Genomic DNA, 25528 nt, shown 5'->3' with positions numbered 1-25528 from the left:
CCTTAACATCACTCCTTTTCCCGATTATCATTTTGGAACCTCTGTGCAGTGTGAGGGTACTATTTGTAGAGAAGGAAACCTTTGATACAATTGTATCAGCTTATTAAAGGTAGCTCGGTAGCCTTGACGATTGGACATGATTAGCCCTGCTAATGGATGCGGCGGTAAATTGAAGCGGATGGCTTTACTGGACCACGCTGCATCGGCGCACAGGAAATAATCCTGTTGATTCGTAGATACCAATAGTCCGATCTGGCCCTCGGCATGACCTGGCAGATCGACAGCGATCATACTGCCATCTCCGAGTAAATCGATGCCTGATGTAAACGGACTTTCTGGCGGGAGTGCGGCGTGCATAGGCCAGAAAGAAGAGGCTGGCGTGCTTCCCTTTGATAAAGCGCTCATGGTCATTGAGCTGCTTGATGGTACAGCGAAGGATGGATTGAAGGTGATGGCAATAGATCGCTCTTCAAAATCATCAGGAAGCAGATTCGGTAAATAGCCAGCCCTTACGGCTGCCAAACCTTGCAGGTTACGAACCTGCTCATAGGCCTCCGCTGCATACATAAATTGGGCCCGAGGGAAATCACGCAATCCGGCAATATGATCCCCGTGAAAATGAGAAATAATAATGAGAGCGACATCCTGTGCTTCATAGCCAATCCGTTGAAGCTGAGTAAGAGCACGATCGGCTTCACTGAAATAAACAGGGGTCAGATAGCGGTACAGGCTCGCTGGATAGGAGGATGTTTCTATCAGAAATCGTTCTGAATATCCTGTGTCAAATAGAATGAGGCCCATTGTCGGATGCTCGATACAAGCAAAGCCAGCTGGGAAGCGAACGGAGCGGAAAGTTCCTCCACGAATGGTCACCCATTCCCGATGTGTGCAGTAACCGGCACGTAAGAAGTGAATCTGGTGGATAGGAGACAGCTGAAAGGGTCTCAAAGGGGTGTCCTCCAAACCGCTGCAAATGCTTGCAAGCCTTCTTCGATACTAACTTGTGGTGTATAACCCAGCATCTGGCGTGCTGCGCTAATATCCAGCGTCTGGCTCCGTCCCAGAATTCCGACACTGTATCGGGTTAGTAATGGTTCGTGGTTACCAGGCAGTAGATACGCTGCCAGCTCCAGCATAGCGGCTAATCCATATGCAGCTCGGTAGGATACAGCCTTTGCTCGGAGCGGAATATCGAGCATAGCGAATAATCTAGGTATGATTGTCGATAACTGAACAGGCTCATCGTTAGAGATATTGAATATGCGTCCCCATGCCAAGTCCGGAGCTTGTTGGCAGAGCAGCAATGCATCTACGACGTTATCAATATAGGTTAGATCCATCCATGCATGACCCCCATTAATGATCGGAACTCCACGTGAAGCATTGGCTCTAATGATTCGCGGCAGTATGGAGCTGTCGCCCGGACCAAAGATAGCACGAGGACGGATGATCATAGCCTGAAGTCCCGCTGAAATAGCCTGCAAAACCTCCACTTCGGCTAGCCGTTTGGTAGCCGCGTAAGCATTGGCAAATCGGGTCGGAAGTGGGTCTGCTTCTGAAATGTTCAAACGATCTGTAAAATTGAAATAGACGCTTGGTGTAGACACATGTACAAGCCGCTGCACCTTATGAATCCGGCATCCATGCAGGATATGCCGAGTACCTTTTACGTTTGTTTCAAAGAAGTCGCGATAGGTTCCCCACGGTGAAGACAAGGCTCCACAATGGAAGACCGCTTCCTGACCCAGGCATGCGTTGACAATGGCTTGCTCATCGCGAAGATCCGCCTCTATGAATCTCGCACCTTTGGCTGCGAACTTGACGCCTATCGCGGCGTTACGTCCAATAATCGTCACTTCCGAACCTGCGTCCAGCAGACGCTCAGCCAAACGGCCTCCGAGAAATCCTGTTCCTCCTGTTACGAGTGCTTTCATGCTTCACCATTCCATTCAATATCATAAGTCATCGCTGCAGTGATGGATATTGCTTGCGTGTGGCTCAGCCGCCAAGCGTCCAGCATTAGCGGAATTTGCTCCAGGAAGGGCAACGGGTCTCGGACTTGCCATATGACATCTCGTGCCGAGACAAACTGTGCCCACCAGTGACAGATGGCCGCCCAGGTTCGTTCCTTATTCAGTCCATAAGCCAGCATAGGTATGGACAGCATGGCAGCTTGATTAGTCTGCGGCTGCCTACATGCATGTTGGGATAAGTCTTCAGGATGGATAAGCGCTTCAACAAGTTTGTCCTCCTGGCTAAACAAATGAACGCCACTTGTTGCCCGTGGGTTGCATTCGATTGGATACAAGATACCATCTTCATAGGATTCCACAAAGTCAAAAGCGATTTGTCCGCTGAAATGCTCTTTTTGTACGAAGGATTGCACCCAGCTCAAAGCTTGTGAGTGCTGAAGCTGCTTGTAGTATACACAAGCCCCTTGGTTCGCCGTATATTCCACTTCATAAGCGGAATGGGCAGCTACGACACCCTCCCATGCCACACTATATGTGCAGAGCGGTCTCCCTTTTATATATCGCTGAATGATCCAGGGCTGACCCGACGTGGCTGTTATGCCGTGGTTGGTTTGTAGACGTCTGAGTCTGTCTGCAACCGAGCAATCTGGGCCAAATAACTGGACATTCGCACCAAAACGCGAGAAAACCGGCTTTAATACAAAGCCTGCTTCGAGCCATGAGTGTTCTACATTACATACATTCGCCCATTCTTTTGTATTATGAAAAATTTGTGTTTGAGGTATTGCGAAGCCAAACGCCTCCGCACGCCGGATAAACTCCCACTTACTATGAAGACGCCTCAATTGCTCCAAAGGTGCTGAGATGACCTTGCAAAGGCTTTGAAGCTTCGTTAGTCCTCGCGCAATCCAAAAGATCTCTTCACAGGTAGGCAGGAGCACCTGAATGTTTCGCTGCCCAATAATTCGAGACAAAGCCGAAATATACGCATCAGGCTCTTGATTAGGTTTAGGAACGAGAAAGCTTTGGGCAATGGCTTTGGATTTTCTGCAAAGATGATGAGTTATGCTTTCTGCAAGATCGACACGATGGCCGGCCTTGGCTAGCATCCTTGCTAATTCCAATGCAACGGGTGCACGTCCTCCGGTTAGCAGAATGTTCATTCCCGTATTAGTACTCAAGCACAATGCCTCCTAAAGAAAGTCCGGCAGAAGTGCCAAGCAGCATTATGCGGTCACCCCTTAAAATTTTGCCAAGACGTATGGCTTCGTGAAGTCCGATAGGAATCGATGCTGCGATAGTGTTCCCGAACGTTGGTGTAATGTAAAGCAGTTTCTCCTCGGAAATATCTAATCGTTTACGCAGCAATCTCATGGCCATGGCACTGCCTTGATGTGGAATAACCAAGCTTATATCGGCCATACGCAATTGTGCTTTTGTGAGCAGCTGCTCGACAAAGCGGGGAAGCAGCTTGGAGGCCATCCTGAATATGGCTTGACCGTTCATTTGGAACAAATAGTTATCTGCATTGGTAGTCGTATGCTGTTTGGCATGCTGCAAGCTTCCACCTGCTTTAATCTCGGACAGATGGGCCCCGGAGCTGTAGGTTTCCATAGCTGCGTGGAGTATAGCCGAGCTATCGGTATCGGTTGACCGTTCAATCACGACGGCAGCGGCGCCATCCCCAAACAAGGAAGCACTTTCTTTATCGGTCCAATTAATTCCCTCCGACGCAATCTCTGTGGCTATAAGCAGGACACGGCGGTATCTTCCTGCATCGATCAGGTAAGACATGGTGTCTAGACCAGTAACAAAGCTAAGGCAGGTCGAATTGATATCAAAGCAGGGTATCCCCGAATGCTCCTGCTGCATGGCCTTTTGGATTAAAACTGCTGTACAAGGTATCGGCTGCTGCATCGTTCCACTCGTACATACGATGCAATCAATATCTGCAAAAGTAAGTCCAGCGTTTGCGAGTGCTCCATATGCTGCACTCGCACCCATTTCCGCTGCGGTCTCATCCTGAATGAAATGCCGGGTTCTGACATCTGATTTCCTGAGAACCCAACCAGAAGGAACCTGTAATTTAAGATCCATGTCATCGCTAGTAATCAACTGTTTAGGTAAATAGATTCCGCTTCCAACGATCTTCACTTTACGTGGTTTCATGATGATTCTCCCTTCCGATGTCCATTTACCCTATATTGTAAAGAAATGCCGGAGAATGAAAAGTACTATATTCATCTAGTACCCAATTCGACATTGTTATATTGAATCCTTTTGAACAAAGCGAGTCATGGATCACCGACGTTGTAATAACGACAGTGTTAAACAAAAAAAGCCACATTATGGCTTCACCGTTAGACAGACTTTGGAAATAAAGTTATATATACTTGTCTCTGTAGCCGCTTACGAGGAAAGGAAAATAACGATGATCGTTTATGTGGATCTTATTTTCCTGATGAATTTGGTCATTGATGGTTTGCTGCTGTATACGACGGCGCGAATGCGCAAAATTCCGATTGTTTGGTGGAGACTTGTGATCGGAGCAGGCATCGGGGCGATGTATGTCGTGTTTATGTTTGTTCCGGCATTATCTTTTATGTTTACTTTTGTTGTTAAACTGTGCTTTGCATTAATCATGATTGTCATCAGCTTTGGTTTTGCCAGCCTGCAGCATTATTTGCGTAATTTGGGTGCCTTTTATCTGATTAACTTTGTAGCTGCCGGAGGTATTCTGGGGATCCATTATTTGTGGGCAAACTCGAATGAAGTGCTGAACGGTATGGTGATCAGCCAGTCCGGAGGCTTGACGCACGAACTGCAATTTGGTGTTACATTCATTGCCATTGCATTGATCGCGGTGATTGGATTCTACAAGAAGGTGTTCCAAAGTGCTAGGCAGCGAGAGGAGTTGACTTCTTTTTTTGCTCAGGTTCACATTGAGATCGGTGCGGTGCAGCTGCACTGCACAGGTTTGATTGATACCGGAAACCAGTTATACGATCCGTTGACCCGTACACCGGTTATGGTGCTGGAAGTCTCACAATGTCAGGACTACATTTCTGAGTCATGGATGAGGAAGATTCGTGATGCTGAGGTGGATCAAATGATAGCGGCGATCGGGACCGACGATGAGACCGACCCCTTCATATGGCAGGACCGGCTGCGGCTTGTACCTTATCGTGGGATCAATAAATCCACCCAGTTTATGCTGGCCATTAAGCCGGATCGAGTGATTATCAGTTATCAGGACAAGCAAAATGAATCGCACAAGGTGCTCATTGGACTGGATGGAGGCAAGCTCAGCTCTGATAATTCATACCAAGCTATCATACACCCCATGCTGATGCAGAGATAACCTACAACAAGCGTAAGGAGGATAAGGATCATGCTGTTAAAATGGAAGCTGCGTATGCAAATCAGCTACTACCGTCTGATGATGATGCTGAAGCTCAAAAGCGAGGAAATTTACTACATAGGAGGGAGCGAGGCCTTGCCGCCGCCGCTTACCCGTGAAGAGGAAGAATATTTGCTTGGCAAGCTGACGACAGGTGATTCGGCCATTCGAGCCATGCTGATTGAACGTAACCTGAGGCTGGTCGTGTACATTGCCCGCAAATTTGAGAACACCGGCATTAATATTGAGGATCTGGTCTCGATTGGCGCAATAGGGCTAATAAAAGCGGTAAATACTTTTGATCCCGAGAAAAAAATCAAGCTGGCCACTTACGCCTCTCGTTGCATCGAGAACGAAATTTTGATGTACTTGCGCCGGAATAACAAAATCCGCAGTGAAGTTTCTTTTGATGAGCCTTTAAACATTGATTGGGATGGCAATGAGCTGCTCTTGTCGGATGTCCTGGGTACCGAAAATGATACGATTTACCGTAATATAGAGGAGCAGGTCGATCGCAAGCTGCTGCACAAGGCTTTGGATAAGCTTTCCGAACGCGAAAGAACGATTATGGAGCTACGCTTCGGTCTACAGAATGGAGAAGAGAAGACGCAAAAGGATGTTGCGGATATGCTTGGAATTTCCCAATCTTATATATCCCGTCTCGAAAAAAGAATTATTAAGCGACTGCGTAAAGAGTTTAACAAGATGGTGTAGATCTCAAATGGATTTCAGCAGCTCCGGGCCCAATCCGGGGCTTTTTTGGCAGTAATAAAAGTATTTTTTATACTCATGAAAGCGGAACCTTTGTTATTAAGCCTAAATTGGTAGCGCTTGCCTAATAAATTTATCGAAATTAGGCCACGAATAAAAATACACCTCAAGGAGATAATTAACAGTAATGTTTCTCCTTGGGAGGTAATCACGGTGACCCGAAACAAAGTCGAGATTTGTGGTGTAGATACTGCAAAGCTTCCTGTACTAACTAATGCAGAAATGCGCGAATTATTCGTAAAATTACAGACCCTTCATGAACGATCGGCCAGAGAGAAGCTGGTGAATGGCAATCTGAGACTGGTGCTGAGTGTGATTCAACGTTTCAATAATCGCGGCGAATTTGTAGATGATCTGTTTCAAGTGGGATGTATCGGACTTATGAAGGCGATAGATAATTTTGATTTAGGCCAAAATGTTAAATTTTCTACCTACGCGGTACCGATGATCATTGGTGAAATCCGCCGTTACTTACGAGACAACAATCCAATCCGGGTATCCCGATCATTGCGGGATATCGCTTATAAAGCTTTGCAGGTACGTGACAGCCTGACGAATCAAAATTCGCGCGAACCGACTATTTATGAAATATCTGAAGCCTTGAATGTTCCAAAGGAAGATGTCGTATTTGCTCTGGACGCGATTCAGGACCCTGTATCTTTGTTTGAGCCGATCTATCATGATGGCGGCGACCCGATCTATGTGATGGATCAAATTAGTGATGATCGGAATAAGGATGTGTCATGGATTGAGGGAATAGCCCTGCGTGAAGCGATGCACAAGCTGAATACCCGGGAAAAGATGATTTTGTCCATGCGGTTCTTTGATGGCAAAACACAGATGGAGGTAGCAGACGAGATCGGCATTTCGCAGGCTCAGGTATCGCGTCTGGAAAAATCGGCGATTTCACAAATGCAAAAGTATGTCAAAAACTAATCGCTTGTCCGAATCACCTAATATGGAAGGGGAACTTTCCTTGCCGGCCTCTCTGCTGAAATCAGCAGGGAGGTTTTTTTGTGGAAGATGACATTTTGCCCAAGTCTCACATATAGTAAATAAAAGAGATCAACAATCCAATGAATACGTGGTGGTAGCAACGTGAAAATATCAGATTTTCAAACCAAGGACGTAATCAATATTGTGGACGGAAAGAAGCTAGGTCAAATCAGCGATTTGGAGCTGGATCTGCGCAATGGGACCATTGAGTCGATTATTGTGCCTAACAGCGGCCGGTTTTTTGGCTGGTTTGGGGGCTCAACTGATGTCGTTATCCCCTGGAAAAATATCGTGAAAATCGGAATGGATGTCGTTCTGGTCAAAATTGATGATGTTCGCAGCTTTCGCCAAAAAGAAGAGCCTGAGGCGTATCATGAATTTAATAAACAATATCGGGGACAAGGCTAAGAAAACGAATGTATATGCCAAGATCGGGCTGCATAAGGGGTGCTGTTTAGCGCGGCTTCGTGTATACTGGTAGAAAGCGGATATGAGTAAGCTGTCAAGCATACAGGAAACTTACACACACCGAAATGGATAACTGACAGATTGACGAAGGGGGTCTTACAACTATGGAGCCGTTCGTGCCGGAGCAAGCTGATAATGGGTGCGAATTGTTGTTTATACGCAGCTGGATGGAACGCGACAGCGGACTTACAGCCGGTTTCACCTCGCGTCATGGAGGCGTTAGCAGCGGTGAATTTGGCAGCTTGAACTGCGGTTTGCATGTTGAGGATATACATGAGGATGTCGTAACCAATCGTCATAAATTAGCAGAAGCTCTGCATGTCGATTTACAACAGTGCACTTATGCGGAGCAGGTTCACGGAAATAAGGTGCTTAAAGTAACCCGGTCCCATGCTGGGGCAGGTATCGATTCGCGTGAACGAGCGATTCAAGCAACGGATGCTTTTATAACCAATGAGTCTGGTCTGTTTCTGCACGTGATGTTTGCTGATTGTGTGCCCCTGTATTTTTACGATCCGGTGGGGCGTGTGATCGGACTAGCTCATGCGGGGTGGAAAGGGACTGTACTTCAAATAGCAACTCATACGTTGAACCTTATGCATCAGGAATATGGAACGAAGGCAGAGCACGTAATGGCTGCAATAGGCCCGTCGATTCAAGGGTGCTGTTATGAGGTAAATGATACTGTGGTCTCGCAATTTAGCTCGCTCATGCAGAAGTTAGACATATCCAATACAGAAGCAAATGGAAACATCCCTATCTATGAAAGCAAACAGAATGGGAAATACAACTTAAACTTGCAACAAATGAACCGACAAATTATGATAAAAGCAGGAATTATGCCATCCCATATCGAAATGAGTAGTTTATGCACAAGCTGCCGCTCCGATATCTTTTTTTCTCATCGCAAAGAAGCGGGAAAAACAGGCAGAATGGCTGCCTGGATTGGTTTGTATGAATAGAGGTGACCTCCCGTTTGAAGCTGAATCAGCATATTGAATTTGTAGAAGATAAAGTCAAGGAAGCATGTGACCGTGCGAATAGAGACCGTCAAGATGTTCAGATCATTGCTGTAACGAAGTATGTTTCGCTTGCAACCACAGGTGAGGCCATCCGTTTGGGGATGAACCATATTGGGGAAAACCGTTGGCAGGATGTTCAGCCCAAGTGGGAAGTTTTTCATGATCAGGCAGTGTGGCATTTTATAGGGCATTTGCAAACGAACAAGGTAAAGGATGTCATTGGTAAATTCGCTTACATTCATTCACTTGACCGGCTATCCCTAGCTACCGAAATTGAAAAGAAGGCTGCCGCTCAGAGTCTGACTGTATCCTGCTTTATACAGCTGAATGTATCCGGGGAAGAGACCAAATATGGACTGCCTCCTGAGGAACTGGCCTCTTTTGTTGACAAGCTGCGAGATATGCCGCATATCCGAATAGTTGGCTTGATGACAATGGCGCCCTATGAAGCAGAGCCTGAATCGACCAGACCGGTATTTCGTGAGCTTCGTCGATTGCGGGATGAATTAAATCGCGAACAGGTATTGGGTTATGAAATTAAGCATTTATCTATGGGCATGTCCAATGATTTTGAAGTCGCTATCGAAGAAGGCGCGACCTGGATACGTCTCGGAACCGTATTAGTAGGTAAAGAATAGCCGCGCAATATGCTTAGGAAGTCAGTTTTATACGAAAACTATAAGGTGATGCTTACGAAGACAGTTTTATACGAAAACTATAAGGAGGAGATTTGTGATGGGTGTGATGAATAAGTTTATGAATTTTATCGGGATTCAGGAAGAAGAAGAGATCACGGAACGTGAACATGTCACTGAGCATGCCGAAGAACATGAAACCAATCCCGTGGAGCAACGTAAAAATAAAGGAAACATTGTCAGCATACATTCAGCCAAGCAAGTGAGAGTCATACTGAATGAGCCAAAGTCCTATGAGGACACACAGGAAATTGCCGACCACTTGCGTTCACGCCGCCCAGTCGTTGTCAATCTTCATCTGGTTCGTCCGGATCAGGCAACCCGCATTGTTGACTTTTTAAGCGGCACTGTTTATGCGCTCAATGGTTCGATTTCCAAAATTGGTCCTAATATTTTTCTGTGCACACCGGACACGGTTGAAATTCATGGCTCGATTTCGGAAATACTGAATAACGAGGGCTAGCTCCAACCACATTCTAAATCGAGGTGAATCGTTTGTTTGCTATTGTTGGCTACGTTAACACACTTATTGAAATCTATACATACATGCTGATCGCCTACGTGCTGTTATCATGGCTGCCTAGTGCAAAAGAAAGCTTTATTGGTGAAATATTGGGCAAGCTGTGTGAACCGTATTTGTCCATTTTTCGTCGGTTTATTCCACCTATCGCCGGAGTTATCGATATCTCGCCGATCGTTGCGCTAATTGCTTTACGCTTTGTTGGGCAAGGTATTGCAGCTGTTCTGTTGTTTTTTATTAAATGATGGAGAAGAACAGGGAGCAAGTATACACCCACTTTCATCCGGATGAGCATCGTTTTGTAGATAAGGCTGCCGAATGGATCGCGCGGGCGGAACAGCATATGGTTAAATTAACCGATTTTCTGGACCCCAGGCAGGCTTTCATTTTATCTACGCTTGCAAATCGAAGCATGGATATTCATATCCGGTTTGATGGTGGACATGAGCAATCCGAACGAAAGAGAGCTTTTGTAGCACCTGAATATCGTGCGTTGGATAAAGAGGATATGGGAATCAGCCTGATTTCTGTTACATCATTGGACAATCAGCTGAAGGATCTGGACCATGGGGATTACATGGGTTCGATTCTTGCGCTCGGTATGAAGCGTGAGAAAGTCGGAGATATTTATGTAACCGATCAGGGCTGTCAGTTTATCGTGGCATCAGAAGTAGCTGATTATATGCGACTCAATTTGCAGCAGGTGCATCGCGTGCATGTTCAGACCCAGCAGCTAACGATTGACCAACTGCAAGTGTCCCCTACGAGGCTCGAAGAAATGACGCTGTCTGTGGCTTCGCTTCGCTTGGATGGTATTGTCAGTGACGTTTATCATCTGAGCCGTGCCAAAATCCTGATTCCCATTAAAGCGGGACGCTGCAAGCTGAACTGGAAGCAGGAAGAGGATCCGAGCAAGCCTTTGAAATCAGGTGATGTTGTATCCTTGCAAGGCTTTGGGCGGTTTCAGGTGCTGGAAGTAGAAGGTGTCACGAAAAAAGGAAGATATCGGTTAAGAATCGGCAAATATGCGTGATTGCCGATTTTTTTTGTTAAAATTTTCAGGTTTTTTTGGATAAATGAAGGAAATAACGAAGGTGTCGTCGAATATAGCAATACGCGTCGGACAGCAAGTCTCGGAGATTCCCGGACTGATGTCAAATTTTCAGGAGGTGCAGCAATGGCTTTAACACCGTTGGATATACATAATAAAGAATTTGGCCGATCATTCCGAGGTTATGATGAAGATCAAGTAAACGAGTTTTTGGACCAAATCATCAAAGATTATGAAGCAAATATCCGTGAGAATAAGGACTTGCAGAATCAGCTTGCTGCGATCCAGGAGCGTCTTAATCATTTTTCCAGTATCGAAGAAACCTTGAGCAAGACCATTATCGTGGCTCAGGAAGCTGCCGACGAGTTAAGGAGCAATTCCAAAAAAGAGGCGCAGCTCATTATAAAGGAAGCCGAGAAAAATGCGGACCGGATTATTAATGAATCCTTGACCAAATCCCGCAAAATCTCTGTGGAAATCGAAGAGCTCAAAAAGCAGGCTTCGATCTATCGTACACGCTTTCGCACTTTGTTGGAAGCACAGCTTGAACTGCTCGGTCAAGAAGATTGGAATGCTATGGAACGGATCGAAATTGAACAAGCTTAAGTCGGCTTGCCTATTGCAAAATAAACTGCTACAATGATCACAAAAAGCGATGAGTGGGAAGAGTAGGTTACGTACGCAAGGAAAGCGAGTCGGGGATTGGTGCGAGCCCGATCTTTGCAGTAATGGAAAATCACCCAGGAGCATTCTCTTGAACCACAGCAGTAGAGAGGATCGGCTAATCCCGTTAACGATTATTGAGTGAAGGCTATTGGGCTGCAAGCCGAAGATTTCTGAACAGAAGTCTGGCGCACAGCTGCAAGTCTTAATCAGGGTGGTAACGCGAGGCTTCTCGTCCCTATGGGGATGGGAGGTTTTTTTGTATATAACGAAGGAGATGGACACTAATGGATTATGGCAAAACATTAAACTTATTACAAACTGATTTTCCGATGAGAGGCAACTTGCCGCAAGCAGAGCCAGGTATGCAGCAGCATTGGGAAGAAATTGATATTTATAGCAAGGTACAGGAGAGCCGCAAGGGAAAACCTAAGTTTATTTTGCATGATGGCCCTCCTTATGCGAATGGTGATATTCATATTGGACATGCGTTGAACAAGGTACTGAAGGATATTATTGTACGTTTCAAAACGATGCAGGGCTACGACGCGCCCTACGTTCCTGGGTGGGATACACATGGTTTGCCGATTGAGCAAGCTGTTGCCAACAACGATAAAATTGATCGTAAAAAAATGAGTGTTCACGAGTTTCGTGAATATTGTAAGGACTACGCACTGCAATCGGTTGAACGGCAGAAGGCGCAATTCAAACGCTTAGGCGTTCGTGGCGATTGGAACAATCCCTATATTACACTACAGTCCAAATACGAAGCTCAGCAGATCCGCGTATTCGGTGAAATGGTGAACAAAGGCTATATTTATAAGGGACTTAAGCCTGTTTATTGGTCTCCGTCCTCGGAAAGTGCACTCGCTGAAGCAGAAATCGAATACCAGGATAAAACGTCTACTTCTGTGTATGTCGCTTTTCAAGTGAAAGACGGTAAAGGCAAGCTGCCTGAGGATGCTTCGATTGTGATTTGGACAACGACACCTTGGACGCTGCCTGCCAATCTGGGTATTTCCTTGCATCCTGATTTCGAATACGCGCTTGTCGAAGTGGATGGTAAGAAGTATGTGGTAGCTCAAGGCTTACTCGAAGCCGTATCCAAAGAAATTGGTTGGACAGATGTTAAGGTATTGTCGCAAATTAAAGGCAGTGAGCTTGAGCATGTGTTGTGTCAGCATCCGTTCTACGATCGGACATCACTTGTCATGGTAGGAGATCATGTCACACTGGAAGCGGGTACGGGCTGTGTACATACGGCGCCGGGTCACGGGGAAGATGACTTTGTGATTGGTCAACGCTACAATCTCGGTGTGCTGTGTCCTGTGGATGATCAAGGTCATTTTACGGCAGAAGCGCCAGGCTTTGAAGGGATGTTCTACGATAAAGGCAATAAAGTGATCACCGAAATGCTGAAAGAATCAGGGCATTTGCTTCATATGAGCTTGATCCAGCATCAATATCCGCATGATTGGCGGACAAAGAAGCCGGTTATTTTCCGTGCCACCGAGCAGTGGTTTGCATCTGTAGACAAGTTTCGTGAAGAAATGTTGGAGGAAATCAAAAAGGTAAAATGGACTCCGGCTTGGGGCGAGGTTCGTCTGCATAACATGATCGCAGATCGTGGCGATTGGTGCATTTCACGTCAACGGGTGTGGGGAGTACCGATTCCGATTTTTTACGGACGAAACAGCAATGTGCCGCTCGTCAATAAAGAAACGATTGAGCATGTGGCTCAAATTTTTGAACGTGAAGGTTCCAATGCCTGGTTTCAAAAGGATGCATCCGAGCTATTGCCAGAAGGTACGGTTTGCCCGATAAGCGGGGATACTGAATTCCGTAAGGAAACCGACATCATGGACGTATGGTTTGATTCGGGCTCCAGTCACGTAGCTGTTCTTGAAACAAGAGACGAGCTGGAATGGCCCGCAGATCTGTATTTGGAAGGCTCTGACCAATATCGAGGCTGGTACAATTCTTCTTTAATTACGGGTGTTGCTGTGCACGGACAATCGCCGTATAAAGGAATTTTGAGTCATGGGTTTACGTTGGATGGTGAAGGGCGTAAAATGTCCAAATCACTGGGCAATACCATTGACCCTAATAAAGTATGCGACAAGCTGGGCGCCGATATTTTACGCCTGTGGGTTTCTTCGGTTGATTACCAATCCGATGTGCGTATTTCGGACAATATTTTGAATCAAATTACGGAAGTGTATCGCAAGATTCGGAACACGCTGCGTTTCCTGCTGGGGAATTTATCTGACTTTAACCCGACAGCAGATCGTGTGGCTCCTGACCAAATGAATGAGCTGGACCGTTTTGCACTGGCACGTTTGAACCGGATGACAGACCGTGTTATCAAGGCATACGACGCCTATGAGTTTCATATTGTGTATCAGTCTGTACACCATTTCTGCGCCGTGGAGATGAGTGCTTTTTATCTGGACATTATTAAAGACAGACTTTACGCAAGCGCCCCGTCCGATTCGGGTAGAAAAGCAGCACAAACCGTATTATATGATGCCTTGACGGTAATAACTAAGTTAATTGCTCCGATTTTGCCGCATACCGCGGATGAAGTATGGAAGTACATTCCAGGTACTGAGTTGGACAGCATTCAACTAAGCGAGCTGCCGGAAGTGGATACGACGCTGTTCGATGAAAAGATGGAATCCAAGTGGGAGCAGTTTATCGTTGTTCGTGATGATGTTCTGAAGGCTTTGGAGGATGCACGTAAGGAAAAAATGATCGGAAATTCGCTTGGTGCAGCGGTTCATCTATATCCTAATGCGGAGCAAGCGCAGCTGTTAGCTGGCTTAGAACAATTGGAGCAATTGTTTATTGTTTCTGCTGTTGAGGTCCATGAGGCTGGAAAGACGGCACCAGAGGGTGCTCGTTCATCCAAAGGGTTGTCTGTACAGGTGAAAATAGCTGAAGGTGAAAAATGTGAGCGCTGCTGGAATGTTACCAAGGATGTGGGTCTGGATGCAGATCATCCGACCTTATGCAAACGCTGCGCGGAGGTTATCAAGCAGAGGGTAGAGGTTTAATCAGAATGGGACTCATCCCGCGGCAGAAAGCAAAAGATCCTGCTACCGGGATGAGTCTGATGAGAAAGTCTGGAGGAATGGGCTTGAGCGGACATCAAACATTGCCGGACCGGAAGCTTATGGAAAGTATCCACCAGCAAGTGACCAAGATTGCAAATCAGATGGAACGAACCCAAATTGCCGATTATGTGGATCTGCTCAACAGTCCGCGTAAGCTCATTTTCTCGAATTTACTGGCTGGTTTAGCAAGAGGTGTCGGGATCGCGATTGGCTTTACTGTGTTTGCTACGACAATTCTGTATGTTCTTCAATTGTTGGGAGCTTTGAATTTGCCGATAATCGGAGACTATATAGCTGATATCATCAAGCATGTCCAGTATCAATTGGAGGGAAGAACCTATTAGCTAAGTGAGATCCGTATAAGTATCATCTTCGCCATCCTGCGGATCAAGCTCTAGCAAACCTTCACCTTCATTGTTATGGATATACTCGTTATAGGCTCGATTTCTGATCAAAGTAACATGTTGACCATATATATCCGTTGCCAAAAAGCTTTCAAAAGCTTCCACGTAGCCAACCTGCTCGTCAGCTTCAATTTCCATGTCGTTATAGTTATTTGAAATGTTAGGGTTGTCTGCCATAGCAGGTGAATTGGAGCTGCCCCAGCTTTCAACGATTTGCCAGGCATCTTCGCCGTCAAATTCGGTTTCCTTATCCAGTTCGTCCAGACTCGTTCTGCCGAACGGCGGGGCCAGAATATCTTCTTCAACTGGACGATATTCCATGTCAGGAGCATCAGGGACGTGTTTTTTGCAATATAAGGTAGTAGGCACAGCCTCTAGTCGTTCAAAAGAAATAGGAGCGCCACAGCTCTGGCAGATGCCATATTGACCATTGTCGATTCGTTCCAGTGCTTCTGCAACTTGGGTAAAATGACTTTCCAGATTAACGTTTAAAGCTATATCTTTACTGCGTTCAAACATTTCTGACCCTAAATCGGCAGGATGGTTATCATTAGTGGATAGCTCACCCGTCTGATCACGAAGGGAGTCGGAGAGACCAAAATGGCTGTTGCTTTCTCTCTCTTTCTCCAGCCATTGTTTTTCTTCAAGTAAAATTGAGCGTAACGATTGCAATTGCTGAGAGCTGATTGGATGAGGATCATGAGTCATTAAGTACGCCTCCTTTGAAAGCATTGCTGCTATTTTTTGCAGAAACGAAGTTTTTTACATAGGTAAATCATGGGTCTAAGGCGTAAATCAGGAGCAGGAAGCGAAAAAGGAGCTGTAGCGTTGAGATATTATTTATATGCGTTAGTGGTACTGATCTTGGATCAGGTTACCAAATGGCTGATTGTGAATCGGCTTGAATTGAATGAAGCGGTTTCGGTTATTGGTGAATTTTTTCAAATTACGTCACACCGGAATCGGGGTGCTGCTTTTGGCATTATGCAGGACCAACGGTGGTTTTTTATTGTGATCACGTTGGTGGTTGCAGCTGGTATTATTATTTATCTTCGCAAAAGCTATAAAGAGGGTAAAAAGCTGCTGCCCGTTGCACTATGCCTGCTATTGGGTGGAGCATTGGGGAACTTTGTTGATCGGGCTTTGTTTGGTGAAGTGGTCGACTTTCTGAAATTTCGTTTCCAATTTAATGGTTTTGGTAGCCCTGTTGACTATACCTATCCGATTTTTAATATTGCGGATTCAGCGATCTGCATTGGTGTAGCACTCATTTTTATCGATTCCATCATCAGCTGGAGAAAAGAAAAGAGAGGCGCGTAATCTTATGTCTGTTTCTGAACAAGAAGAATTGGAGAATCGGAAAGAATGGATTGCAGAGGCTCAGGATCAAGGTGAACGGGTTGATAAATTCGTGGCTGAAGCATCGGATGAGGACGTATCCCGCAGTCTGGTCCAGCAATGGATCAAGGACGGCCATCTGAAAGTCAATGGTGCACCTGTTAAGGCGAATTATAAGCTGTCCGCAGGTGACCAACTGGAGCTGATTACACCTGAACCGGAAGAATTGAATCTGACAGCTGAGAACATTCCGCTCGAAGTGGTTTACGAGGATGGGGACATGATTGTCATCAATAAGCCAAGAGGGCTTGTTGTTCATCCAGCTCCTGGCCATTATAGCGGTACATTGGTTAACGCACTACTGTACCATTGTCAAGATTTATCCGGGATTAATGGGGTGATGCGCCCTGGAATCGTCCATCGAATTGATAAAGATACCTCGGGATTGCTGATGGCTGCCAAAAATGATACAGCTCACCAATCATTGGCCGCGCAGCTGAAGGAACATACGGTGGTCAGAAAATATTTGGCTGTTGTGCACGGGAATGTGACTCATGAGCAAGGTACGGTAGATGCACCAATAGGCCGGGACCCGTTCGATCGTAAATTGTATACCGTAACAGAGCGCAACAGTAAGAAGGCAGTAACGCATTTTGCTGTGCTTGAACGCTATGGTGATCATACCTTACTGGAGCTAAGGCTTGAAACCGGCAGAACCCATCAAATTCGTGTGCACATGAAGTTTATAGGGCATCCCTTAGTAGGAGATCCGGCATACGGACCTTCCCGCGGCAAAGGCGCAACGATGGATGGACAAGCCCTGCATGCGGCCATACTTGGCTTCACACACCCGAGAACCGGGGAGCATTTGCAGTTTGAAGCGGAAATTCCTGCGGATATGCAGCATTTGATCCACATATTGAAAAATCGCTAAAGATTGGGGAACCGACAATGGAACATTTGATCAATCCCGGTGTGAAGGATATTCAAATATCGGGAATCCGAAAAATCGCTAATCTGGTTAGTCAGTTTCCGGATGCACTTTCTTTAACCATCGGTCAGCCGGATTTTCCGACACCTGATCATATATTGCAGGCCGCCAAACTGGCAATCGATGCACATAAAACGACTTACACGGCAAACCCAGGGCTTCTGGAGCTTCGCCAGGCAGCTGCTGCTTTTGTACGGAATAAATATGAGATGCACTATACACCGGAATCAGAAGTTATCGTCACGACAGGGGCAAGTCAGGCACTGGATATTACGTTAAGGACGATCCTGGAGCCCGGCAGTGAAGTATTGATTCCAGGGCCGATATATCCAGGTTATGAGCCCTTGATTCGATTGTGCGGAGGCGTACCGATTTATGTCGATACGCGAAGTAATGGCTTTAAACTGACAGCCGAGCTGATAGAGCCTCACATTACAGACAAAACCCGCTGCATCATTTTATGTTATCCATCCAATCCAACGGGACGGGTTGTGAGTGGTCAGGAGCTCGCAGATATCGCAAGTCTGTTGGAGCAAAAATCGATATTTGTCATTTCCGATGAAATTTATAGTGAACTTATTTACGATCAACCCCATGTCTCCATCGCTACGATTCCTTCCATGCGGGAGAAAACGATTGTCATTAATGGATTGTCCAAATCGCACTCGATGACCGGATGGCGGATCGGATTCGTTTTTGCACCGGAGTATGTGGCTAAGCATATGGTTAAAGTGCACCAGTACAATGTGACATGTGCAAGCTCGATCAGCCAATATGCGGCGCTGGAGGCGCTGACGAACGGTGTGGATGATGCATTGCCTATGAAGGAAGCTTATATGCAGCGTAGAGACTATGTGTACAATCGCTTACTGCAGATGGGATTCGAACTGGAAAAGCCGGAGGGAGCTTTTTATTTATTTCCATCAATAGAAAGATTTAAGCTATCCTCGATGGATTTTACAATGAGGTTGTTGAATGAGCATAAGGTTGCTGTTGTGCCAGGTGATGCATTTTCCATCTATGGAGAAGGCTACATCCGGATATCCTATGCTTACAGTAGGCAAGTTTTGGAACAAGCGCTAGATCGCATGGAAGATTTCGTTCGCAAATTGTAAACAGTAAAGCTCCTTGTACCGGTTAAGGTGTAAGGAGCTTTATTGTTGTTTCTTATTTAATCTTGCTCCGATAACCACCTGAAGTAGCTGCCAATTAGCTCAATCGCGAGATCGATGGCATGCTCATTGGGTTCGATTTTGGAATGATGCAGACCGTAAGGCGTATCCACCCCAAGCCAAAACATAAAGCCAGGAATGTTCTCCAGAAAATAACCGAAATCCTCACCAGTCATAGCCTCCGAGCATTCGATTACCTTCATAGTATCTGTTTCGCGAACCCAGTCCATAAATGCTTGGGTAGTTTCTGCATGGTTGAATACCTGCAAATAATTAGCTCCGTAATCTATATCAACCTTGCAGTCATAGGCGGTTTCCATACCGTCGGCCAGCGCTTCAATGCGCGATTTGATTAGCAGCATCGTTGCAGCGGATAAGGTACGTATGGTTCCTTCCAAACGTGACTTCTCGGCGATAATATTTTGCTTGGTGCCGCCTTCAATTTTACCAATCGTAATAACGGCAGAATCGAGTGGATTCACATTGCGTGAAATAATAGTTTGCAGCTGTGAAACCAACTGGCAGGCTGTAATCACCATATCATTGGCAAGGTGAGGGTAAGCAGCATGTCCGCCTTTACCAGTAAGGTCTATGAACAGTTCGGAGGTATTGGCAAATAAAATACCCGGCTTTGTAGCGATCGTGCCAACCGGATATTCGGGGGCAATATGGAGTGCTACGATTTGGTCAGGCATCCAATCCTGCAGTTCCTCACATTCAAGCATAGGCTGTGCTCCACCAGGACCTTCTTCCGCTGGTTGAAAAATAAACGTGATATCGTCCCTGATCGGATTCTGTACAATTCGGCTCAAAATACCAAGCCCGATCGACATATGAACATCATGTCCGCAAGCATGCATAAGACCAGGATGGGTGGACCGAAATTCATAGCTGGTATCTTCCATGATAGGTAGACCATCCATATCAGCTCTGTAGCCAAAGCGACGTTTGGGGGAGGTTCCTTTTACATTCACGATTATACCTGTCCGCCAGGTCCGGATTTCGAGTCTCTCCTGTGGAAGAGAATGAAGATAATTCAGCAGAAACTGCTGAGTTTTAAACTCGGCAAAGCCTGGCTCTGGAATTTGATGCAATTGTCTGCGGATTTCTACAAATGGACTTGGTGCCGCGCTAATGCTCGAAGTCGAATGTGTCATTGAGTGGTCAGTCCTCCTAACAGGTAATGAAGAGTAAAAAAAGCCCGGCGATATACGCCGAGCGTTAAGCCAAGCACCTTAAAGGGTGCGGAGGTCTTGCAAAATTTCGGTTTTGGATTTTGTTTTGGCATCCACCATTTTGATAACTCGTGCTGGCGCCCCAGCCACAACCGTATACTCGGCAACGTCCTGAGTAACGATAGCACCTGCAGCAACGACTGAACCTTTACCAATACGAACACCTTCAAGGATAACGGCATTGGCACCAATCAAAACGTCGTCTTCAATGACTACGGGTTGAGCGGAAGGAGGCTCAATAACACCAGCAACGACCGAACCTGCACCAATGTGACACATAGCTCCAATAACCGCGCGGCCCCCAACTACTACATTCATATCAATCATGGTACCTGCACCGATAGATGCACCGATATTAATGGAAGCTCCCATCATGATAATTGCATTGTCGCCGATAGATACTTTATCACGAATGACTGCGCCTGGCTCAATACGTGCGTTAATGCCTTTAAGGTCAAGCATGGGGATTGCCGAATTACGACGGTCATTCTCAACCACATAATCTTCAATACGGCTTTGGTTTTCGTCTAACACACGTTTTACTTCAGTCCACTCACCGAAAAGTACACCGCTTTTGCCGGAAATAAAGGATTGAATCTCGGAACCAAAATCGATGGATTCCAAATCACCTTTTACATATACCTTTACCGGTGTTTTCTTTACGCTGTTTTTAATAAATTGAATAATCTCTAAAGTGTTCATCTCAGTCATTCACATTCCAACTCCCTATATCGTGTACCGTGTAATCATTCATGACACGGGTAAAATCTCTCTTAATCTTTATAGCATAAAAGCTATGTTCAAGCAATATTTAGACTGACAAATTACGACGGGATTACTCCAAACCTTGTCTGTTTCGGAACTCGCGTGGACTGATACCATAATACTTTTTGAAAGTTTTGGTGAAATGGGGATAATCCTCGTAGCCTACCGCTTCAGCAACCTCATAGGTTTTGGAGTGGGGATTGGACAGCAGGCATTTGGATTGCTCCATTCTAATCTGAATCAAATATTGTACGAAGGAGGCTCCCATAGCTTCTTTAAAAATCTGACTGACATAAGATGGCGATAATCGAACGTAATCGGCCACACTTTGTAAGGAAAGCTCCTTATCCATATAATTCTTTTCCATAAACGCAGCAGCTTGTTTAATCGTATGATAAGCGCCGTGGTTTCGTTTGGTTCGGATCACATTCATCCATTCCGTAAGCAGGGACTCCGTGAGCTTGTGGATCGTGTCACCATTTTTGGCTGAACGAAGTGCATACAGATTCGGTTGATTCAGTTCAGCACCACCATAATTTTGCAGATTTTTTAACACCCAGCTTACATATTCCACAGATCGATCTTTACAGCTTGGGTACTTATGAGCACCTTCGATCCATTGGGCGTAAAATTGTGATAGTTCATGATGGATACCGATCTCGTCCATATGCCAGATACAATCGGCCATGCGTTTCGCTGCATTCGGATAGTATACGAGCCATAGATCATAGTCCATCCAGGCGTTGCGTTTATGGTCAAGGACTGTTTTCATCTTAACTAGAGTAAATTCCAATTGTTCGGGTCGTATCGGTTTTAATAAATAATCGGCAACACCGTAACGTAAAGCTTCCTGAGCTAACTCAAATTCTCCATAGCCTGATAGAACAATAAACTGGCAATCCAGATTGGCTGTTCGGGAGTTCCTGATAAAGTCCATACCTCCCATAACCGGCATCTTAATGTCCGTCAAAATGAGATCGGGGGTTAAGGAGCATGCTTGCTCAAAAGCTGCCAATCCGTCTTCTGCTTCACCAACCACAGTAAAGCCGATAGGACTCTCCGATATCATTTTGTACAAGCTTCTACGAATCAATTGCTCATCATCTACAATCATTACGCTGTACATAACGGATCCTCCTTCGAATACACAGCTGCTGAGATGTTCAGGGGGAAAGTCAGTGTGATTATGGTCCCACTATCGTCCGATTGTGTGATATAAAGGCCGAAATGAACACCGAATAACAGCCGTATCCTCGCATGAACATTCATCAGTCCCACATGTTGTTTTTCTTCGTCAGAAAGCTGATTTCTTTGAGAGATGCTGTCAATATCTACGGCTTTAAATACGGAATTGTAAGCCCTCAAGATATGCGGAGGCATGCCTTTCCCATGATCAACGATTCGAATGATGTATTTGTCATGGACACGTTGTCCAAAAACTCCGATATAAGAAGGCCTCAATAAATGTTCCTCATATCCATGAATAAAGCAATTTTCAATTAAAGGCTGGAGCGTCAGACGGGCTGTGAAAACGCGATGATAGCCTTCTTCCTGCTCCAAATGGATATCTACCCGCAAATCGGAAAAACGTTCTTTCTGGATGTCCAAATAGGTACGAACATGGTCCATCTCATCCTGCAAAGGTATGACATACATAGAATCCTTCATACAAAAACGAAACATATCGGCTAAGGCGGTAGCCATCCTGCTAATGGGCTTAAAGCCTTCGAGAATGGCATAGGAGTTGATCATCTCAAGGGTGTTGTATAGAAAATGCGGGTTAATTTGTGATTGAAGAGCACGGAGCATGGATTCTTTTTGTTTCAGCAGCAGTTCTTTTTCTCGAAGCTGTGAGGTATGAACTTCCTCAATAAGACGGCGCAATTCCCAAACCATCTGGTTAAACCCGCTGTACAGGCTTTTCAGTTCCTTGCCTCGACGTAGGGGGGCATTAACTGCTAAATTCCCATCCTGAACTTGACGCATTAATTTCTCCAGCTTGCTTAAGGAGCCTGTTATGTACAAAGAGTAGCCGCCAATGATAAAGCTTGCGACGAGAGTCAGCATGAGTGCAGCCCATATCGTCACATTTCTGAGCTCAATTAGATCCGCATTCAGCTCCTGGATAGGTACTTCCGAGACGATAGACCAATCTGTGTAAGTAGATTTGTTAAAAATTACCATTGTGTCTGTTTTGTTTTCTTTATGAATAAACGTGTCATTTTCTTGCAGTCCAGAAGCTTGGGTTGTAAACCAACCCGGTATTTGGGAACCAAGCTTGTCCAGGTCACGGTCATATATAATTCGGTTGTTGGAATCGGCTATCCAAATCGATCCGGTATTTCCCAGCTGAACCTGATTCACAATATTCCAAATCTCGTTCAATCGGAGATTGATAACCAATAATCCTGAGGTCTGGTAATGAGTCGTATCTGTAAATTTGCGGGTTATGGTCAGCAGTGGTGTATTGTTGATCCAGCGAATGCCCATCACATTGAAGTTGGCTCGATTGGATAACTGCATATAGGTTTCATAATCATCATCACTTAAATAGGCGCCTTGGTTGGAGACGTGAAGCCCATTTTCTGAATAAAGAGTGAAGGAAAAAATCTCCGGTCGTCCAAAAACTACCTGTTGAAACAGCTCACTCTCGATCTTGCGGGTAACGACAAAGCGGTTATAGGCCTCATTCTCGGTAATCGACATGAATTCCTTAATAAGCGGATGTGCAATTAATGGAAGCGTTGATCTTTCCAAATCAGAAAAATAAGCGTTCAACTGCCCATTCATTTGTCTAACAATTTGTTCATTAAATAATTTGGCTGAGTGCTCAATGGAATCCGTTGTTTTGTCGTACCAGATCTTGCTTAACACAAGTAAGGGTAGACAAAGAAAAACAATAAACAAAATAATTAAATTGGTTCGCAAGTCAACACCCCTCTAACGTAGTAGCTATTATTCTGGGATACTCTGATTTCGATGTCAATTCATTTATTTTTATTATGTAGGATTAACTGACATGAAAAAAGTTTGAACTTGAAAAAACACAGGTTTAGCAGGAAATGACATGTACGATTTAATTGTAACCGCTTAAAATGAGATAAAATCTAATACTGGAGGAAGGTCATGAATACACACTCGCCGCCTGTAAAGCTAACCGAAAGCCAGACGCGAAACCGTTCGCGGAGCCGTTATTGGATCAAGTATTGGCAAATCTACGCCATGATCATTCCGGGTTTTATCTATTTTATTCTTTTTAAGTACATCCCCATATCGGGCAGCATCATTGCTTTTCAAGATTATAACTTGTATACAGGTATTTGGAAAAGCCCATTTGTAGGATTCAAGCATTTTGAGACCTTGTTCACGTATCCCGAGTTTCTCAATATACTCACGAACACTATCCTCATCAGCATTTATCAATTGGTATTTGGCTTCCCCGCACCGGTCCTGCTGGCTATCCTGCTCAATGAAGTGAGGAAAATGTGGTTTAAACGCAGCATTCAAACGATTATGTATCTTCCTCATTTTCTGTCGTGGGTTATTGTAGGGGGGCTGGTCATTAATGTCCTGTCTCCGAATTATGGCATTATTAACGATTTGCTTGATTTTTTTGGATTTGAGCGCATCTTTTTTATGCAAAAGCCTGAATATTTCCGGTCGATTGTCGTATGGTCCGGCATCTGGAAAGAAGTCGGCTGGAACACCATTATATATTTGGCTGCACTTGCGAGTATTAATCCGGAATTGTATGAAGCTGCTGATGTGGATGGCGCAGGCAGGCTCAGAAAAATAATCAGTATCACACTCCCGGCGCTGCTGCCGACGATCATGGTACTGTTGTTGATCCGAATTGGTCATATATTGGATTTGGGCTTTGAGCAGGTATATATCCTCCTCAATCCGATAGTGACTGCCAAGGGTCAGATTCTGGATACGTATATTTATAGTATCGGGCTGCTGGGTGGGCAATACAGCTACACAACCGCGATTGGCATCTTTAAATCCGTTGTCGGTTTGATTTTGATCCTTGGCTTCAACCGGATAAGCAAGAAGCTTACCGGCCAATCCCTTTTTTAAAGGAAGGTGAGTGCAATGAACAAGAGGCTGCAGTGGTTTCCCTATATCAACGGTTTCGTACTCATTGGTGTAGGACTTCTCATGTTAATCCCGTTTTTAAATATATTGGCGGGCTCTTTCAGCAGTGGACAGGCAATCCTCCAGGGGAAGGTAACCATATTTCCGGTCAATTTTACGCTGGATAATTACGCTTCCGTGCTGCGCAATGCGGCGATCTGGCAATCATTTGGCATTACAGTCTGGGTGACGGTGGCAGGTACGCTTGTCAGCTTGTTGTTCACCGCTATGATGGGATACGGACTATCCAAGGAGCAATTGCGGGGACGCGCCGTAATTATGATATTAATCATTATTACGATCGTTTTCCCGGCACCTCTGATTCCTACTTATCTACTAATCAAATCACTGGGTATGCTTAATTCATTAAACGCCTTGATTATACCTGGTCTGATCAGCGCTTTTAATTTGATCATCATGATCTCCTTTTTTCGAAACATACCTGAGGGCTTAACCGAGGCGGCGACGATAGATGGCTGCAGCGAATTTAAAATTTTCAGGGTTATTGTTTTACCGCTTTCGCTGCCATCTTTAATGACTATCGGATTGTTTTATGCCGTGGGTTACTGGAATGGGTATATGAATGCCATTATGTATTTGCGGGACCCTGATCTCTACACGCTGCAGGTGAAATTGCGCCAGCTTATAGTGGAAAGTGATGCCGGGAGTATGGTACAGGGGATGCAGCTATCGGTAGAAGGAATCAAAATGGCAACGATTATTGTAGCCACAGTACCGGTGCTGTTAATTTATCCAATGATCCAAAAGCATTTTATCAAAGGTGCCTTGCTGGGATCGGTCAAAGGATAAT

At 45.3% G+C, this 25528-nt stretch carries 26 protein-coding genes and 1 other annotated feature; of the genes, 17 read left to right on the top strand and 9 right to left on the bottom strand.

Going from position 1 to position 25528, the window contains the following annotated elements; genetic code table 11:
- Positions 1–27 precede the first annotated feature (27 nt).
- The 4 genes from OB236_RS26680 to OB236_RS26665 are packed head-to-tail and all read right to left on the bottom strand — an operon-like array spanning position 28 to position 4142.
- Positions 28–948: an MBL fold metallo-hydrolase gene (locus tag OB236_RS26680; protein ID WP_262686694.1), complete on the bottom strand. Its 921-nt coding sequence runs from the start codon at positions 946–948 to the stop codon at positions 28–30.
- Positions 945–1934, bottom strand: a complete 990-nt coding sequence (locus OB236_RS26675; protein ID WP_262686693.1) for an NAD-dependent epimerase/dehydratase family protein — start codon at positions 1932–1934, stop codon at positions 945–947. Before OB236_RS26675 ends, OB236_RS26680 begins: the two co-directional genes overlap by 4 nt.
- On the bottom strand, positions 1931–3154 hold the full coding sequence (locus OB236_RS26670; RefSeq protein WP_262686692.1) for an ATP-grasp domain-containing protein: 1224 nt from the start codon (positions 3152–3154) through the stop codon (positions 1931–1933). The genes OB236_RS26675 and OB236_RS26670 overlap by 4 nt, the downstream gene beginning before the upstream one ends.
- The gene (locus tag OB236_RS26665; RefSeq protein ID WP_262686691.1) at positions 3144–4142 is read right to left on the bottom strand and encodes a beta-ketoacyl-ACP synthase III; all 999 of its coding nucleotides are present in this window, start codon (positions 4140–4142) and stop codon (positions 3144–3146) included. Before OB236_RS26665 ends, OB236_RS26670 begins: the two co-directional genes overlap by 11 nt.
- Positions 4143–4404: 262 nt before the next feature.
- On the opposite strand from OB236_RS26665, the gene spoIIGA reads away from it, so the two are divergent.
- The 12 genes from spoIIGA (at position 4405) to OB236_RS26605 (ending at position 15019) form a co-directional block, all read left to right on the top strand.
- Entirely contained in the window at positions 4405–5334 is a 930-nt protein-coding gene (gene spoIIGA, locus OB236_RS26660; RefSeq protein ID WP_262686690.1) for a sigma-E processing peptidase SpoIIGA, read from the top strand.
- 30 nt (positions 5335–5364) lie between these two features.
- Positions 5365–6087, top strand: a complete 723-nt coding sequence (sigE, locus tag OB236_RS26655) for an RNA polymerase sporulation sigma factor SigE (RefSeq protein WP_076227446.1) — start codon at positions 5365–5367, stop codon at positions 6085–6087.
- A gap of 210 nt (positions 6088–6297) precedes the next feature.
- Positions 6298–7080: an RNA polymerase sporulation sigma factor SigG gene (gene sigG / locus OB236_RS26650; RefSeq protein ID WP_076227444.1), complete on the top strand. Its 783-nt coding sequence runs from the start codon at positions 6298–6300 to the stop codon at positions 7078–7080.
- A 162-nt stretch (positions 7081–7242) separates the two neighbouring features.
- Complete coding sequence (locus OB236_RS26645) at positions 7243–7548, top strand: YlmC/YmxH family sporulation protein (RefSeq protein WP_262686689.1); 306 nt, start codon at positions 7243–7245, stop codon at positions 7546–7548.
- A 164-nt stretch (positions 7549–7712) separates the two neighbouring features.
- Entirely contained in the window at positions 7713–8570 is an 858-nt protein-coding gene (pgeF, locus tag OB236_RS26640; RefSeq protein ID WP_262686688.1) for a peptidoglycan editing factor PgeF, read from the top strand.
- Positions 8571–8584: 14 nt separating this feature from the next.
- A complete protein-coding gene (locus OB236_RS26635; RefSeq protein WP_262686687.1) occupies positions 8585–9268 on the top strand; it encodes a YggS family pyridoxal phosphate-dependent enzyme in 684 nt (227 codons plus the stop codon).
- Between the two features lie 97 nt (positions 9269–9365).
- Positions 9366–9788, top strand: coding sequence for a cell division protein SepF (locus tag OB236_RS26630; RefSeq protein WP_240413799.1), 423 nt, complete (start codon positions 9366–9368; stop codon positions 9786–9788).
- A gap of 41 nt (positions 9789–9829) precedes the next feature.
- A complete protein-coding gene (locus tag OB236_RS26625; RefSeq protein ID WP_076228326.1) occupies positions 9830–10090 on the top strand; it encodes a YggT family protein in 261 nt (86 codons plus the stop codon).
- Positions 10087–10878, top strand: a complete 792-nt coding sequence (locus OB236_RS26620; protein WP_262686686.1) for a YlmH family RNA-binding protein — start codon at positions 10087–10089, stop codon at positions 10876–10878. Before OB236_RS26625 ends, OB236_RS26620 begins: the two co-directional genes overlap by 4 nt.
- Positions 10879–11022: 144 nt before the next feature.
- Complete coding sequence (locus tag OB236_RS26615) at positions 11023–11502, top strand: DivIVA domain-containing protein (protein ID WP_076228324.1); 480 nt, start codon at positions 11023–11025, stop codon at positions 11500–11502.
- Between the two features lie 40 nt (positions 11503–11542).
- Positions 11543–11802 (top strand) — a binding site (T-box leader).
- A gap of 44 nt (positions 11803–11846) precedes the next feature.
- Entirely contained in the window at positions 11847–14615 is a 2769-nt protein-coding gene (ileS, locus tag OB236_RS26610) for an isoleucine--tRNA ligase (RefSeq protein ID WP_262686685.1), read from the top strand.
- 119 nt (positions 14616–14734) lie between these two features.
- Positions 14735–15019 (top strand): DUF5665 domain-containing protein, encoded by a 285-nt coding sequence (locus OB236_RS26605; RefSeq protein ID WP_256223325.1) that lies wholly within the window; start codon positions 14735–14737, stop codon positions 15017–15019.
- On the opposite strand, the gene OB236_RS26600 is transcribed toward OB236_RS26605, so the two are convergent.
- Complete coding sequence (locus tag OB236_RS26600) at positions 15020–15787, bottom strand: TraR/DksA C4-type zinc finger protein (RefSeq protein WP_262686684.1); 768 nt, start codon at positions 15785–15787, stop codon at positions 15020–15022.
- Between the two features lie 120 nt (positions 15788–15907).
- Between OB236_RS26600 and lspA the strand changes: the two genes are divergently transcribed.
- From lspA to OB236_RS26585, 3 genes are read left to right on the top strand one after another with little or no spacing between them, the layout of a single operon-like run.
- A complete protein-coding gene (lspA, locus tag OB236_RS26595) occupies positions 15908–16399 on the top strand; it encodes a signal peptidase II (RefSeq protein WP_262686683.1) in 492 nt (163 codons plus the stop codon).
- Between the two features lie 4 nt (positions 16400–16403).
- On the top strand, positions 16404–17351 hold the full coding sequence (locus tag OB236_RS26590) for an RluA family pseudouridine synthase (protein WP_262686682.1): 948 nt from the start codon (positions 16404–16406) through the stop codon (positions 17349–17351).
- Between the two features lie 17 nt (positions 17352–17368).
- A complete protein-coding gene (locus OB236_RS26585; RefSeq protein WP_262686681.1) occupies positions 17369–18523 on the top strand; it encodes an aminotransferase A in 1155 nt (384 codons plus the stop codon).
- 56 nt (positions 18524–18579) lie between these two features.
- Here the strand turns inward: OB236_RS26585 and OB236_RS26580 are convergent, their stop codons facing one another.
- The 4 genes from OB236_RS26580 to OB236_RS26565 all read right to left on the bottom strand — a co-directional run bounded on the left by OB236_RS26580 (position 18580) and on the right by OB236_RS26565 (position 23508).
- Complete coding sequence (locus tag OB236_RS26580; RefSeq protein ID WP_262686680.1) at positions 18580–19737, bottom strand: N-acetyldiaminopimelate deacetylase; 1158 nt, start codon at positions 19735–19737, stop codon at positions 18580–18582.
- Between the two features lie 78 nt (positions 19738–19815).
- The gene (gene dapD, locus OB236_RS26575) at positions 19816–20526 is read right to left on the bottom strand and encodes a 2,3,4,5-tetrahydropyridine-2,6-dicarboxylate N-acetyltransferase (protein WP_076227415.1); all 711 of its coding nucleotides are present in this window, start codon (positions 20524–20526) and stop codon (positions 19816–19818) included.
- A gap of 124 nt (positions 20527–20650) precedes the next feature.
- Complete coding sequence (locus OB236_RS26570) at positions 20651–21706, bottom strand: response regulator transcription factor (RefSeq protein WP_262686679.1); 1056 nt, start codon at positions 21704–21706, stop codon at positions 20651–20653.
- Entirely contained in the window at positions 21694–23508 is a 1815-nt protein-coding gene (locus OB236_RS26565) for a sensor histidine kinase (protein ID WP_262686678.1), read from the bottom strand. The genes OB236_RS26570 and OB236_RS26565 overlap by 13 nt, the downstream gene beginning before the upstream one ends.
- A gap of 198 nt (positions 23509–23706) precedes the next feature.
- Between OB236_RS26565 and OB236_RS26560 the strand changes: the two genes are divergently transcribed.
- A complete protein-coding gene (locus tag OB236_RS26560; protein ID WP_240413786.1) occupies positions 23707–24660 on the top strand; it encodes an ABC transporter permease in 954 nt (317 codons plus the stop codon).
- Between the two features lie 15 nt (positions 24661–24675).
- Positions 24676–25527 (top strand): carbohydrate ABC transporter permease, encoded by an 852-nt coding sequence (locus OB236_RS26555; RefSeq protein WP_240413785.1) that lies wholly within the window; start codon positions 24676–24678, stop codon positions 25525–25527.
- Position 25528 lies beyond the last annotated feature (1 nt).

The sequence above is a fragment of the Paenibacillus baimaensis genome (genome assembly GCF_025567575.1).
The sequence above is the reverse complement of the archived record's forward strand: the minus strand, read 5'-3'. Positions and strand labels throughout refer to the sequence as shown.

Coding starts and splice junctions, on each gene's coding strand:
- OB236_RS26675 (WP_262686693.1), bottom strand. CDS start 1,934: ATGAAAGCACTCGTAACAGGAGGAACAGGATTTCTCGGAGGCCGTTTG.
- OB236_RS26665 (WP_262686691.1), bottom strand. CDS start 4,142: ATGAAACCACGTAAAGTGAAGATCGTTGGAAGCGGAATCTATTTACCT.
- spoIIGA (WP_262686690.1), top strand. CDS start 4,405: ATGATCGTTTATGTGGATCTTATTTTCCTGATGAATTTGGTCATTGAT.
- sigE (WP_076227446.1), top strand. CDS start 5,365: ATGCTGTTAAAATGGAAGCTGCGTATGCAAATCAGCTACTACCGTCTG.
- pgeF (WP_262686688.1), top strand. CDS start 7,713: ATGGAGCCGTTCGTGCCGGAGCAAGCTGATAATGGGTGCGAATTGTTG.
- OB236_RS26630 (WP_240413799.1), top strand. CDS start 9,366: ATGGGTGTGATGAATAAGTTTATGAATTTTATCGGGATTCAGGAAGAA.
- OB236_RS26620 (WP_262686686.1), top strand. CDS start 10,087: ATGATGGAGAAGAACAGGGAGCAAGTATACACCCACTTTCATCCGGAT.
- OB236_RS26615 (WP_076228324.1), top strand. CDS start 11,023: ATGGCTTTAACACCGTTGGATATACATAATAAAGAATTTGGCCGATCA.
- ileS (WP_262686685.1), top strand. CDS start 11,847: ATGGATTATGGCAAAACATTAAACTTATTACAAACTGATTTTCCGATG.
- OB236_RS26605 (WP_256223325.1), top strand. CDS start 14,735: ATGGAAAGTATCCACCAGCAAGTGACCAAGATTGCAAATCAGATGGAA.
- OB236_RS26600 (WP_262686684.1), bottom strand. CDS start 15,787: ATGACTCATGATCCTCATCCAATCAGCTCTCAGCAATTGCAATCGTTA.
- OB236_RS26590 (WP_262686682.1), top strand. CDS start 16,404: ATGTCTGTTTCTGAACAAGAAGAATTGGAGAATCGGAAAGAATGGATT.
- OB236_RS26585 (WP_262686681.1), top strand. CDS start 17,369: ATGGAACATTTGATCAATCCCGGTGTGAAGGATATTCAAATATCGGGA.
- OB236_RS26580 (WP_262686680.1), bottom strand. CDS start 19,737: ATGACACATTCGACTTCGAGCATTAGCGCGGCACCAAGTCCATTTGTA.
- dapD (WP_076227415.1), bottom strand. CDS start 20,526: ATGACTGAGATGAACACTTTAGAGATTATTCAATTTATTAAAAACAGC.
- OB236_RS26570 (WP_262686679.1), bottom strand. CDS start 21,706: ATGTACAGCGTAATGATTGTAGATGATGAGCAATTGATTCGTAGAAGC.
- OB236_RS26560 (WP_240413786.1), top strand. CDS start 23,707: ATGAATACACACTCGCCGCCTGTAAAGCTAACCGAAAGCCAGACGCGA.
- OB236_RS26555 (WP_240413785.1), top strand. CDS start 24,676: ATGAACAAGAGGCTGCAGTGGTTTCCCTATATCAACGGTTTCGTACTC.